At 69.7% G+C, this 12351-nt stretch carries 10 protein-coding genes; 6 read left to right on the forward strand and 4 right to left on the reverse strand.

Annotated elements, in window-relative coordinates; translation table 11 throughout:
• From urtD to urtA, 4 genes are read right to left on the reverse strand one after another with little or no spacing between them, the layout of a single operon-like run.
• Positions 1 to 738 carry an urea ABC transporter ATP-binding protein UrtD gene (gene urtD / locus D2K64_RS03025; RefSeq protein WP_120006479.1) on the reverse strand — a complete coding sequence of 246 codons (738 nt, stop codon included), beginning with the start codon at positions 736 to 738 and terminating at the stop codon, positions 1 to 3.
• A complete protein-coding gene (gene urtC, locus D2K64_RS03030; RefSeq protein ID WP_120006481.1) occupies positions 735 to 1835 on the reverse strand; it encodes an urea ABC transporter permease subunit UrtC in 1101 nt (366 codons plus the stop codon). The genes urtD and urtC overlap by 4 nt, the downstream gene beginning before the upstream one ends.
• Positions 1832 to 3394, reverse strand: a complete 1563-nt coding sequence (gene urtB, locus D2K64_RS03035) for an urea ABC transporter permease subunit UrtB (protein WP_120006483.1) — start codon at positions 3392 to 3394, stop codon at positions 1832 to 1834. Before urtB ends, urtC begins: the two co-directional genes overlap by 4 nt.
• Positions 3395 to 3398: 4 nt before the next feature.
• A complete protein-coding gene (gene urtA / locus D2K64_RS03040) occupies positions 3399 to 4649 on the reverse strand; it encodes an urea ABC transporter substrate-binding protein (protein ID WP_120006485.1) in 1251 nt (416 codons plus the stop codon).
• A 207-nt stretch (positions 4650 to 4856) separates the two neighbouring features.
• On the opposite strand from urtA, the gene D2K64_RS03045 reads away from it, so the two are divergent.
• The 6 genes from D2K64_RS03045 to ureC are packed head-to-tail and all read left to right on the forward strand — an operon-like array spanning position 4857 to position 12344.
• Positions 4857 to 8195 (forward strand): hybrid sensor histidine kinase/response regulator, encoded by a 3339-nt coding sequence (locus D2K64_RS03045; RefSeq protein ID WP_120006487.1) that lies wholly within the window; start codon positions 4857 to 4859, stop codon positions 8193 to 8195.
• Positions 8192 to 9094 carry a response regulator transcription factor gene (locus tag D2K64_RS03050; protein ID WP_120006489.1) on the forward strand — a complete coding sequence of 301 codons (903 nt, stop codon included), beginning with the start codon at positions 8192 to 8194 and terminating at the stop codon, positions 9092 to 9094. The genes D2K64_RS03045 and D2K64_RS03050 overlap by 4 nt, the downstream gene beginning before the upstream one ends.
• Before the next feature lie 44 nt (positions 9095 to 9138).
• On the forward strand, positions 9139 to 9963 hold the full coding sequence (locus tag D2K64_RS03055; RefSeq protein WP_157985694.1) for an urease accessory protein UreD: 825 nt from the start codon (positions 9139 to 9141) through the stop codon (positions 9961 to 9963).
• A gap of 34 nt (positions 9964 to 9997) precedes the next feature.
• Complete coding sequence (locus D2K64_RS03060) at positions 9998 to 10300, forward strand: urease subunit gamma (RefSeq protein WP_120006493.1); 303 nt, start codon at positions 9998 to 10000, stop codon at positions 10298 to 10300.
• A gap of 24 nt (positions 10301 to 10324) precedes the next feature.
• Complete coding sequence (locus tag D2K64_RS03065) at positions 10325 to 10630, forward strand: urease subunit beta (protein WP_120006495.1); 306 nt, start codon at positions 10325 to 10327, stop codon at positions 10628 to 10630.
• A gap of 4 nt (positions 10631 to 10634) precedes the next feature.
• Entirely contained in the window at positions 10635 to 12344 is a 1710-nt protein-coding gene (gene ureC / locus D2K64_RS03070; protein WP_120006497.1) for an urease subunit alpha, read from the forward strand.
• Positions 12345 to 12351 lie beyond the last annotated feature (7 nt).

Genomic DNA, 12351 nt, shown 5'->3' on the forward strand with positions numbered 1-12351 from the left:
TCAGCGTCCCAGATACACTTCGATGACGCGCGGGTCGTTCTGCACGCGGTCGATGCTGCCTTCCGACAGCACCGCGCCCTCGCACAGCACGGTGACCTTCTCGCCCAGTGCGCGGACGAATTCGAGGTCGTGCTCCACCACCACCACGGAACGCTGCCCGGCGATGCGGCGCAGCAGCGCGGCGGTGTGCTCGGTTTCCTGGTCGGTCATGCCGGCCACCGGCTCGTCCACCAGCAGCAACTGCGGCTCCTGCATGAGTAGCATGCCGATCTCCAGCCATTGCCGCTGGCCATGCGACAGGATGGCGGCGCGGGCACCGGCGCGATCAGCGAGCCCGATCTCGGCCAGCGTGGCCTCGATGCGGCGGCGCGCGGCAGGGGGCAGCACCCAGCGCAGGCAGGACCAGGGATCGCGCGGCGCCTTCAGCGCCAGCTCCAGGTTCTCGAACACGGTCAGCGCGTCGAACACGGTGGGCTTCTGGAACTTGCGGCCGATTCCGAGCTCGGCGATGGCGGCCTCGTCCATCCGCGTCAGGTCGTGGTCGCCGAACTGCACCGTGCCGGCGGTGGGCCGGGTCTTGCCGGTGATGATGTCCATCATGGTGGTCTTGCCGGCGCCATTGGGGCCGATGATGGCGCGCAGCTCGCCGGGCTCGATCACCAGGGACAGGCTGTTCAGCGCCCGGAAGCCGTCAAACACCACCGACACGCCGTCGAGGTAGAGGGTGCCCGCCTTCACCGTTCCTCTCCCTTGCGCATCAGGCCGATCAGGCCGCGCGGCAGGAACAGCGTCACCGCCACGAACAAGCCGCCCAGCGCGAACAGCCAGAGGTCCGGCGCGAAGGAGGTGAGCCAGGTCTTCACCGCGTTGACCGAGAAGGCGCCCAGGAGCGCGCCGACCAGCGTGCCGCGCCCGCCCACGGCGACCCAGATCACCGCCTCGATGGAGTTGCCGGGGCTGAACTCGCCGGGGTTGATGATGCCCACCAGTGGCACGTAGAGCGCGCCGCCGAGGCCCGCCAGCATGGCCGAAAGCACGAACACGCTGAGCTTCACGCTGACCGTGCTGTAGCCGAGGAAGCGGACCCGGCTTTCCGCGTCGCGCACCGCCACCAGCACGCGCCCGAGCTTGGACCGCGTCAGGTGGCGGCACAGCAGCACGGCACCGCTCAGCGACAGGAGCGCTGCGTAGAACAGCGCGGCGCGCGCGCCGGCGGTGTTCAGCTTCATGCCCAGCAATTCTTTGAAGTCGGTGAAGCCGTTATTGCCGCCGAAGCCCATGTCGTTGCGGAAGAAGGCCAGCATCAAGGCATAGGTCATCGCCTGGGTGATGATCGACAGGTACACGCCGGTGATGCGCGAGCGGAAAGCCAGCCAGCCCAGCAGCCCTGCCAGCAGCCCCGGCACGGCCAGCGCCATCAGCAATGCGAAGGGAAAGAACTGGAACCCCCACCAGTACCAGGGCAATTCCGTCCAGCCCAGGAACACCATGAAATCCGGCAGCACCGGATGGCCGTACACGCCGCGCGGGCCGATCAGCCGCATCAGGTGCATGCCGATGGCGTAGCCGCCCAGTGCGAAGAAGGCGCCATGGCCGAGCGACAGGATGCCGGCATAGCCCCAGGCCAGGTCGATCGCCAGCGCCAGCATGGCGTAGCACATCCATTTGCCTGACACCGACACGATGAAGTCCGAGGCGTGTAGCGCATGGTCAGGTGGCAGCCGGTTCAGCAGCGGCAGCAAGGCCAGGATCAGCAGCCCGGCGAGCAGCAGGCCGCGCAGGATCAGCGCCCGGGTCGGCCGCAGGCGCGGGGTTTCGGCGGTGGTGGCGCTCACTGTTCCGCGGCCCTTCCCTTCAGCGCGAACAAACCCTTCGGCCGGCGCTGGATGAACAGCATGATGCCGACCAGCACGGCGATCTTGGCCAGCACCGCGCCGGCCCAGGGCTCCAGCAGCTTGTTGACGATGCCCAGCGTGAAGGCGCCGATCATGGTGCCGGCGAGCGAGCCGACGCCGCCGAACACCACCACCATGAAGCTGTCGATGATGTAGCCGGTACCGAGATTGGGCGAGACGTTGTCCACCTGACTCAGCGCCACCCCCGCCATGCCGGCGATGCCGGAGCCGAAGGCGAAGGTCATGGCGTCGACGCGCCCGGTGCGGATGCCCATGGTGGCGGCGATGCGGCGGTTCTGCACCACGGCGCGCATCTCCAGCCCGAAGCGGGTGAAGCGGATCGCGGCGACCGCGAGGCCCAGCACCACCAGGGCGAACAGGATGATCCAGAGCCGGTTCTGCGTCACGGTGATGTCGCCCGGTAGCGCCAGCGTGCCCTGCATCCAGGCCGGGCTGACCACCTCGCGGTTCTGTGCCCCGAAGAGCAGGCGCACCGCCTGCTGCAGGATCATGCCGACGCCGAAGGTCATCAGCAGGGTCTCGAGCGGCCGGCCGTAGAGATGCCGGATCAGGCCGCGCTCCAGCGCCACGCCCACCGCGGCCGTCACCAGGAACGCGGCCGGCACCGACACCGGCAGCGACCAGGGTGCCAGCCACGGAACACCGCGGAACCCCTCCTGCACCATCACCGTGGTGTAGGCGCCAAGCATCACCATCTCGCCATGCGCCATGTTGATGATGCCCATGACCCCGAAGGTGATGGCGAGGCCAAGTGCCGCCAGCAGCAGGATCGAGCCGAGGGACAGGCCCTGGAACACCGTCTCGGCCGCCTGGCGGATCTGCAGCCGGGCGTCGATCGCCGCGATGGCGGCGTCGATCGGCGCGGCCAGGGCGGGGTTCGCCGCGCGTGCCTCCAGCAGCAGGCTGCGGGCCTCGGCCGAGCCGCTGCCCGACAGGATCTCGATGCCCTGGCGCCTGGCGGCCTCATCAGCGGCGACGAGGCGGGACGCGGCCAGGGCCAGTTCCATGCGCGCGCGCACCAGCGGCGCGGCCTCCCGCGCCAGCGCCTGTTCCAGCAGCGGGATGTTGTCAGCGCTGCGGCTGCGGAACAGCCCGTCCGCAGCCTGCAGTCGCGCGCCCTCCTGCGGTGCCACCAGTTGCAGCCGGCCGAGCGCGCCGCGCAGCGCGGCCCGGACGCGGTTGTTGATGCGCACCGTCTCGCCCGGCGCGGCGGGGGTTCCGGCCACGGCCTCCACCACCGTGCCGTCCTGCTCCAGCAGAAGCGTGCCATCGGCACGTTTCTGGAGCCGTCCCTCCCCCAGCGCCTGCAGCAACGGCAGGGCGCGGGCATCGCCGAGGGCACCGAGGCGCTCCACCGTTTCCACCTGGGCTCCGAAGCCGCCGGACAGGCCGGCGGCCAGGGTCTCGAAGCGGTCCTGTGCCCGCAGCGGCGCCGCCAGCAGCAGGAAGAGCGCCATCACCAGGCACAGGACGCGCATGGCCTCAGCCGGCCTTGGCGCGGTTGGCGTTCTCGGGGATGAAGGGCGACCAGTTCTCCGCCCGGATGGCGTCGGCCGTCTTGTGGACGATGCTGAACTGGCCATCCTCCTGGATCTCGCCGATCATTACCGGCTTCGACAGGTGGTGGTTCTCCCACATCTGCTCGGTGTAACCGGAGGGTGCTGCGACCTTCTGGCCGTACATGGCGGTGCGCACCGCATCCACCGCCGTGGTCCTGGCCTGGGTCACCGCCTGTGCCCACATCCGGAACCCGGTATAGGTGGCTTCCATCGGGTCATTGGTGACGCGCTTCGGGTTCTTGATGTAGCTGGCCCACATCTGCTTGAACTCGGCATTCGCCGGGCCTTCGACCGACATGAAGTAGTTCCAGGCGGCCAGATGGCCGACCAACGGCTTGGTGTCGATGCCGGCCAACTCCTCCTCGCCGACTGAGAAGGCGACTGACGGGATGTCCTCGGCCTTGATGCCCTGGTTGCCCAGTTCGCGATAGAACGGCACGTTGGCGTCGCCGTTGATGGTCGACACGATCGCCGTCTTCTTGCCCTGGCTGGCGAAGGTCTTCACGCGGGACACGATGCCCTGCCAGTCGGAATGGCCGAAGGGGGTGTATTCCTCCAGAATGTCGGCATCCGCGATGCCCTTGCTGTTCAGGAAGGCACGCAGGATGCGGTTGGTGGTGCGCGGGTAGACGTAGTCGGTTCCGAGCAGCGCGATGCGCCTCGCGCTGCCGCCATCGTCGCTCATCAGGTAATCCACCGCCGGGATTGCCTGCTGGTTCGGCGCGGCGCCGGTGTAGAACACGTTCCTCGACTGCTCCTCGCCCTCGTACTGCACAGGGTAGAACAGCAGGCCGTTCAGCTCCTCGAACACCGGCAGCACGGATTTGCGGGACACCGAGGTCCAGCAGCCGAAGGTCACGTCCACCTTGTGGACCTGCAGCAGCTCGCGCGCCTTCTCGGCGAACAGCGGCCAGTTGGAGGCGGGATCCACCACCACGGCTTCCAGCTTGCGGCCCAGGATGCCGCCCTTCCTGTTCTGGTCCTCCACCATCATCAGCACGGTGTCGCGCAGCGCGGTCTCGCTGATCGCCATGGTGCCGGACAGCGAGTGCAGCACACCCACCCTGATGGGGCCGCTGTTCTGCGCCAGGGCGGGCCGCAGCGCCGGCAGGGCCAGGGCGCCGGCCGCGCCGCCCAGCAGGGCACGGCGGGAAAAGGGATGCCTGTGGATCATGGGAGGACGCTCCTGCCCTGAGGGCGGTCTGGAGGGCTGTCTGGAAGGCCGCGAAGATGTAGCTTGCGGCCGGCACTTTCCGTGTCCGCCCGGCGCAGGCGAATACGTCAAATGACGTAGGGGCCCGCCGCTTGACGCCGGCGGGAGCCGGGCCGCACTCTCGGCTCCTACCCGCCGCACTCCCCCGCCGCACTCCTGGGACCCAGCATGGCCAATCGCCAGCGCATCCTGCGCATCCGGCGCGACTACAATCGCTGGGTCGCCGACGAGACGATGGAAGACTACGCCCTCCGCTTCACCGCCGTGAGCGCGCGCCGATGGTCGCCTTTCCGGGTGGCCGGCACAGCGCTGGGCTCGATCTCCTTTCTGGCGCTGGAAGCGATCGGCGGCACGCTCACGGTGGCGCACGGCTTCACCAACAGTGTCGCCGCCATCCTGTTCGTCTCGGTGCTGATCTTCCTGGCCAGCCTGCCGATCTGCCTGGCCGCGGCGCGCGCCGGCGTGGACGTGGACCTGCTGACCCGCGGTGCCGGCTTCGGCTACATCGGATCCACCATCACCTCGCTGATCTACGCCTCCTTCACCTTCATCTTCTTCGGCATCGAGGCGGCGATCCTGGCCGCCATGCTGGACAGCTTCTTCGGCGTGCCGCTCTGGCTGGGATACATCCTGTGCGCGGCGGTGGTGGTGCCGCTGGTGATCCACGGCATCACCTTCATCAGCCGGGTGCAGACCTGGACCCAGCCGGTGTGGCTGGTGCTCAACATCCTGCCACTGATCGCGCTGATGCTGGCGCATCCCGGATGGCTGTCGGACTGGACGACGTATGCCGGCGTGCGCGGCACGGGCGGCTTCGACCTGCTGGCCTTCGGCGCCGCCGCCTCTATCCTGTTCGCGCTGATCACCCAGACGGGCGAGCAGGTGGACTACATCCGCTTCATGCCGCCGCGCGCCACGCAGCGCGGTTGGGTCTGGTGGCTGGCGCTGCTGACTGGCGGCCCGGGCTGGATCGTGTTCGACGTGCTGAAGCTGCTGGCCGGCTCCTTTCTCGCCTATGCCGCCCTCCGCTCCGGCCTGTCGCTGGCCCAGGCGGTGCAGCCGGCCGAGATGTACCGCCTGGCCTTCGGCGTGCTGATCGCCTCCCCGGCGCTGGTGCTGGCGGTCACCGCGGTCTTCGTCGCGCTGTCGCAGATCAAGATCAACGTCACCAACGCCTATGCGGGCTCGCTCGCCTGGTCGAACTTCTTTTCCCGCCTGACGCACAGCCATCCCGGGCGCGTGGTGTGGCTGGTGTTCAATATCGCGGTGGCGCTGCTGCTGATGGAGCTCGGAGTCTACAACACCATCGAGCAGGTGCTGTTCGTGTATTCCAACGTCGCCGCCGCCTGGATGGGTGCGCTGGTGGCCGACCTCGCGGTGAACAAGCCGCTCGGCCTCAGCCCGCCGGGCATCGAGTTCAAGCGCGCCCACCTGTATGACGTGAACCCGGTAGGCGTGGGCAGCATGGCGCTGTCGGTGCTGCTGTCGTTTCTCGCCTATTACGGCTTTCTCGGCACGGTGGCGCAGGCGCTGTCCACCTTCATCGCCTTCGGCACCGCCTTCGCCGCCGCCCCGCTGATCGCGTGGGCCACGGGCGGGCGCTTCTACCTGGCGCGCCGGCCGCGCGCCGCCTGGGCCAGCGAGCCGAACCTGGAATGCGTCATCTGCGAGCACCGGTTCGAGCCGCCCGACATGGCCTATTGCCCGGTCTACACTGGCCCGATCTGCTCGCTCTGCTGCACGCTCGATGCCCGCTGCGGCGATGGATGCAAGCCGCATGCGCGGCTTTCGGCACAGGTGATGGCGCCGCTGCGCGCCGTTCTGCCGCCGGCGGCGCTGCGTTCGCTGGCAACGCCGGTCGGTGCCTTCGTCGTGGTGTTCGTGATCTTCGCCGCCATCATGGGGCTGGTGTTTCTCGGCATCCGGGCGCAGACGCCGCCCAGCGCCGCGTTGGATGCCGCCTTCTGGAAGGCCTTCTTCGTGCTGGTGGTGATCGGCGGTATCGTCGCCTGGACCCTGGTGCTGGCGCATCAGAGCCGCGCCGTGGCACGGGAGGAAACCCGCCGTCAGACCAGCCTGCTGATGAGCGAGATCCGTGCCCACCAGCGCACCGACGCGGCGCTGCAGAAGGCCAAGGAAGCCGCCGAGCGCGCCAACCAGGCCAAGAGCCGCTACGTGATCGGCATCAGCCATGAGCTGCGCTCGCCGCTCAACGCCATCCTGGGTTATGCCCAGCTGCTGGAACGCGACGCGAGCATCCCCGAGCGGCGGCGGGACGGCGTGCGCACCATCCGCCGCTCCGGCGAGCATCTGGCGGCACTGATCGAGGGGCTGCTCGACATCTCCAAGATCGAGGCCGGGCGGATCGAGTTGTACCGCGACGAGATCCGCTTTCCCGAATTCCTGGAGCAGATCGTGCAGATGCTGCGGCTGCAGGCCGAGGCCAAGAGCATCGCCTTCGCCTTCGACGCGCCGCCGCGCCTGCCCGAGCTGGTGCACACCGATGAACGCCGGCTGCGGCAGATCCTGATCAACCTGCTGTCCAACGCGATCAAGTTCACCCGGCAGGGCAGCGTCACCCTGCGCCTTCGCTTTCGCTCCGAGGTGGCCGAGTTCGAGGTGATCGACACCGGCATCGGCATCGCCGAGGACGACCTCGCCCGGATCTTCGAGCCATTCCAGCGCGGCGCCAACGCGCACGCGCCGTCCACCCCCGGCGTCGGCCTGGGCCTCACCATCACCAAGACGCTGGTGGAGGTGATGGGCGGCGACATCACGGCCAGCAGCCGCCTCGGCGAGGGCAGCCGGTTCCGCGTGCGCCTGTTGCTGTCCGGCAGGAACGCCCCGCCGGCCGAGGCGGAGCGCCCGGTCACCGGCCACGGCGCCAACCGCGTAATCGAGGTGCTGGTGGCCGATGACGATCCGGCGCACCGCGCGCTGATGGCCGACCTGCTGGAGCCGATCGGCTTCCGCGTGCGACAGGCCGCCGATGGCGCCGCCTGCCTGGCCCTGGCGCGGCAGGCGGCGCCGGACCTGTTCCTGCTCGACATCGCCATGCCCGGCATGAGTGGCTGGGAGCTGGCGCGGCGGCTGCGCGAGGCCGGGCAGGCCGCGCCGATCATCATGGTGTCCGCCAACGCGCTGGAGCTGGCCCCGCCGGCCGAGGCGCGCGGCACGGTCGAGCACCATGACGACGTGCTGCCCAAACCGGTCTCGGTCAGCGCCCTGCTGGAGAAGGCGGCCGCGCTGCTCGGCGTCACCTGGCGCTTCGCCGAGGCGCCGCCCCCGGGCGTGGCGCATCCGGGCGCGGCGCGGCTGACCGCGGCGCAGGCGGCCAATCTGCGGCAGCTCGCCGCCATCGGCTATGTCGGCGGCATCCGCGAGCGGCTGGACGCGCTGGAAACGGAAAGCCCAGACGCCGCGCCGGCCATCGCCGAGCTGCGCGGCTTCATCTCCGAGTACCGGCTCGACGCCTTTCTCGCCGCCCTGCCGGAGGAGGAGGCATGACGGAGCGGCGCGACATCGTGCTGGTGGTGGATGACGCGCCCGGCACGCTGGGCCTGTTGAACGACACGTTGGAAGCCGCCGGCTACATGGTGCTGGTGGCGCAATCCGCCGCCGCGGCCATGACAGTGACCGAGCGGATCACCCCCGACATCGTGCTGATGGACGCGGTGATGCCGGGCATGGACGGGTTCGAGGCCTGCCGCCGCATGAAGCGCAACGCCAACCTGCTGTCGGTGCCGGTGATCTTCATGACAGGCCTGACCGAGAGCGAGGACGTGCTGCGCGGCTTCGGCGCCGGCGGCGTCGACTACGTGATCAAGCCGGTGGCGCCGGACGAGGTGCTGGCGCGCATCGGCACGCACTTGGCCAACGCGCGGCTGACGCGCAGCGCGCATGCGGCGCTGGATGTCGCCGGCCGCTTCTTGCTGGCCGCCGATCGCGAGGGCGCCGTGCTGTGGGCGACGCCGCAGGCCGCCGCGCTGCTGCGCGACGTCACGCCGGAGGCCGGGGATGGCGGACCCGGCAGCCTCCTCATCCCCGGCTGGGTGGTGCCGGAGGGCGACGCGCCGCGCCGCCCGTTCGCGGTGCAGTTGCCCGATGGCCGCGAAGTGCTGTTCCAGCATGTCGGGCAGATCGGGCCGGAGGAGCTGCTGCTGCGGGTCACCGCCTCCGCCCCGGGCGGCGACGAGGCGCTGCTGCGCGACCGCCTCGGCCTGACGGCCCGGGAGGCGGAGGTGCTGCTTTGGCTCGGCCGCGGCAAGAGCAACCGCGACATCGCCGAGATCCTGGTGATGAGCCCGCGCACGGTGAACAAGCACCTGGAAGGCATCTTCAGCAAGCTCGGGGTGGAGAACCGCGCCTCGGCCGCGGCGCTGGCGGTGCGGGTGCTGGGGGGATGATGCGTGCTATCCGCCAGTCCCCGGCTGCGCCAGATTGCCCGCCGATGCCACGCCCCGAGCCCCAGCACCAGCGCGCCCACGGCCGAGCGGAGCTGGGCTTCGCGCAGTCGCCGCGCGGCACCGTGCTGCGCCACCTCTACCACGCCGCGCCGCTGCGGGTGCTGTTCCCGAGGTCGGAGCCGGATGACCTGCCGCTGGCGGCGCTGGTGAATGTGGGCGGCGGGCTGGCCGGCGGCGATTCGCTGGACGTGGCGGTGAGCCTCGCCGGGGGCACGAGCGCCAGCCTGACCACGCCTGCGGCGGAGAAGCTGTATCGCAGCCTGGGCGATGCCACGCGCATCGCCACGCGGCTGGAACTGGCGCCGGGCGCCACGCTGGAATGGCTCCCGCAGGAAACCATCCTGTTCGACGGCGCGCGGCTGGAGCGGCGGATGGAGGCGCGGCTCGGCGCCGGGGCGCGGCTGCTGGCGGCGGAGATGCTGGTGCTGGGCCGCCCCGCGCGCGGCGAGCGGCTGACGCAGGGCAGCCTGTTCGATGGCTGGCGGCTGCGGCGTGGGGACCGCCTGCACTGGGCCGATGCCGTGGCGCTGGAGAGCGGGCTGGCGCCGCTCGCCGCGCGCTTCGGCTTCGGCGGCGCGGAAGCCACCGCCCTGCTGCTGCTGGCCGCCAGCGACGCGGAGGCGCTGGCCGGGCGCGACCTGTTGCGCGCCGCCGGCCATGACGCCACCCTGCCCCGCCCCGGCCTGATGCTGGCGCGCTGGATCGGCGGCGCCGTGATGGTGCGGGAAGCGCTGTGCGCCGCCATCCCGGCGCTGCGCTCCGGCGTGCTGGGCCTACCTCCGCGCCTGCCCCGGTTGTGGACGAGCTGAGCCGCACCAGAATGCTTCCGGAAAGGACCGCCCGATGCACCTGACCCCCCGCGAGAAGGACAAGCTGCTGATCGCCATGGCGGCTGAGGTGGCACGCAAGCGCCTGTCGCGCGGCGTGAAGCTGAACCACCCCGAGGCGGTCGCGCTGATCACCGATTTCGTGGTGGAAGGCGCACGCGATGGCCGCAGCGTGGCGGAGCTGATGCGCGACGGCGCCACCGTGCTGACGCGGGAGCAGGTGATGGAGGGAATTCCCGAGATGATCCACGACATCCAGGTGGAAGCCACCTTCCCCGACGGCACCAAGCTCGTCACCGTCCACGACCCGATCCGCTGAGACCCATCTGCCGAGGAGCATGCCATGATACCCGGAGAGGTCATCCCCGCCGCGGGCGAAATCGTGCTGAACGCGGACCGCGAGGCGATGGAGCTGGACGTGGCCAACACCGGCGACCGCCCCATCCAGGTCGGCAGCCACTATCACTTCTGCGAAACCAACCCGGCGCTGCGCTTCGATCGCGCGGCGGCCAGGGGCTGCCGGCTCGACATCCCCGCCGGCACGGCGGTGCGTTTCGAACCGGGGCAGAGCCGCAAGGTGCGGCTGATCCCCTATGCCGGCGCGCGGGTGGTGCACGGCTTCCGCGGCGAAACGGAAGGAAAGGTCTGATCCCATGGCGAGCAGGATCTCCCGTACCGCCTATGCCGGCATGTATGGCCCGACCACCGGCGACAGGGTCCGCCTGGCAGATACCGAGTTGTTCGCGGAAGTGGAGCGCGATCTCACCACCTATGGGGAGGAGGTGAAGTTCGGCGGCGGCAAGGTGATCCGCGATGGCATGGGGCAATCCCAGGTCACACGGGCCGCGGGCGCCATGGACACGGTGATCACCAACGCGCTGATCATTGACCACTGGGGGATCGTCAAGGCCGATGTGGGCCTCAGGGACGGCCGCATCGCCGCCATCGGCAAGGCCGGCAACCCCGACACGCAGCCGGGCGTCGACATCGTCATCGGCCCGGGCACGGAGATCATTGCCTGCGAGGGCCGCATCCTGACCGCGGGCGGCATCGACCCGCACATCCACTTCATCTGCCCGCAGCAGATCGAGGAAGCGCTGGCCTCGGGCATCACCACCATGTTCGGCGGCGGCACCGGCCCGGCGCATGGCACGCTGGCCACCACCGCCACGCCGGGGCCGTGGCACATGGCGCGGATGCTGCAGGCGGCGGAAAGCTTCCCGATGAACCTGGGCTTCCTGGGCAAGGGCAATGCCGCCCTGCCGGAGGCGCTGGAGGAGCAGATCCGCGCCGGCGCCTGCGGGCTGAAGCTGCACGAGGACTGGGGCACCACGCCCAAGGCGATCGACACCTGCCTCACCGTCGCCGACCGCATGGACGTGCAGATCGCCATCCATTCGGACACGCTGAACGAGAGCGGCTTCGTCGAGGACACGATCCGGGCAATCGGCGGCCGCGCCATCCAGGCTTTCCACACGGAAGGCGCCGGCGGCGGCCACGCGCCCGACATCCTGCGCGTCATCGGCGAGCCGAACTTCCTGCCGAGTTCCACCAACCCCACCATGCCCTACACGGTGAACACCGTGGACGAGCATCTCGACATGCTGATGGTCTGCCACCACCTCGACCCGCGCATCGCCGAGGACGTGGCCTTCGCGGAATCCCGCATCCGCCGCGAAACCATCGCCGCCGAGGACATCCTGCACGATCTTGGCGCCATCTCGATGATGTCATCCGACAGCCAGGCGATGGGGCGCGTGGGCGAGGTGATCATCCGCACCTGGCAATGCGCCCACAAAATGAAGCAGCAGCGCGGCCGCCTGGCCGGCGAGCAGGGCGACAACGACAACCTCCGCATCCGCCGCTACATCAGCAAGTACACGGTCAACCCGGCCATCGCTCAGGGCATCTCGGCGCATGTGGGCAGCGTGGAGGTCGGCAAGCTGGCCGATCTGGTGATGTGGTCACCCGCCTTCTTCGGCGTGAAGCCGGAGATGGTGCTGAAGGCCGGCTCGATCGCCATGGCGCCCATGGGCGACCCGAACGCCTCCATCCCGACGCCGCAGCCAGTGCATTACCGGCCGATGTTCGCGGGCTTCGGCCGCGCGATGCAGGCCAGCTCGATGACCTTTGTGTCGCGGGCGGCAATGGAAATGGATCTGGCCGGGCAGCTTGGCCTGCGACGCGTCCTGCTGCCGGTGGAGAACACGCGGCGCATCGGCAAGAAGGACATGGTGCTGAACGACCTGCTGCCGCGGATCGAGGTTGATCCCGAAACCTATGAGGTCCGCGCCGATGGCGAGTTGCTGATCTGCGAGCCCGCCGTCGTGCTGCCGATGGCGCAGCGCTACTTCCTGTTCTGAGCCGAGC

Origin of the sequence: Teichococcus vastitatis, from assembly GCF_003604215.1 — a bacterium.
Classification (GTDB): Bacteria; Pseudomonadota; Alphaproteobacteria; order Acetobacterales; family Acetobacteraceae; genus Pseudoroseomonas; species Pseudoroseomonas vastitatis.

Excerpts from the sequence above, each read along its gene's own strand:
- urtB (WP_120006483.1), bottom strand. The coding sequence starts at position 3,394 with ATGCGCGTCCTGTGCCTGGTGATGGCGCTCTTCCTGCTGCTGGCGGCG.
- urtA (WP_120006485.1), bottom strand. The coding sequence starts at position 4,649 with ATGATCCACAGGCATCCCTTTTCCCGCCGTGCCCTGCTGGGCGGCGCG.
- D2K64_RS03045 (WP_120006487.1), top strand. The coding sequence starts at position 4,857 with ATGGCCAATCGCCAGCGCATCCTGCGCATCCGGCGCGACTACAATCGC.
- D2K64_RS03050 (WP_120006489.1), top strand. The coding sequence starts at position 8,192 with ATGACGGAGCGGCGCGACATCGTGCTGGTGGTGGATGACGCGCCCGGC.
- D2K64_RS03055 (WP_157985694.1), top strand. The coding sequence starts at position 9,139 with ATGCCACGCCCCGAGCCCCAGCACCAGCGCGCCCACGGCCGAGCGGAG.
- D2K64_RS03060 (WP_120006493.1), top strand. The coding sequence starts at position 9,998 with ATGCACCTGACCCCCCGCGAGAAGGACAAGCTGCTGATCGCCATGGCG.
- D2K64_RS03065 (WP_120006495.1), top strand. The coding sequence starts at position 10,325 with ATGATACCCGGAGAGGTCATCCCCGCCGCGGGCGAAATCGTGCTGAAC.
- ureC (WP_120006497.1), top strand. The coding sequence starts at position 10,635 with ATGGCGAGCAGGATCTCCCGTACCGCCTATGCCGGCATGTATGGCCCG.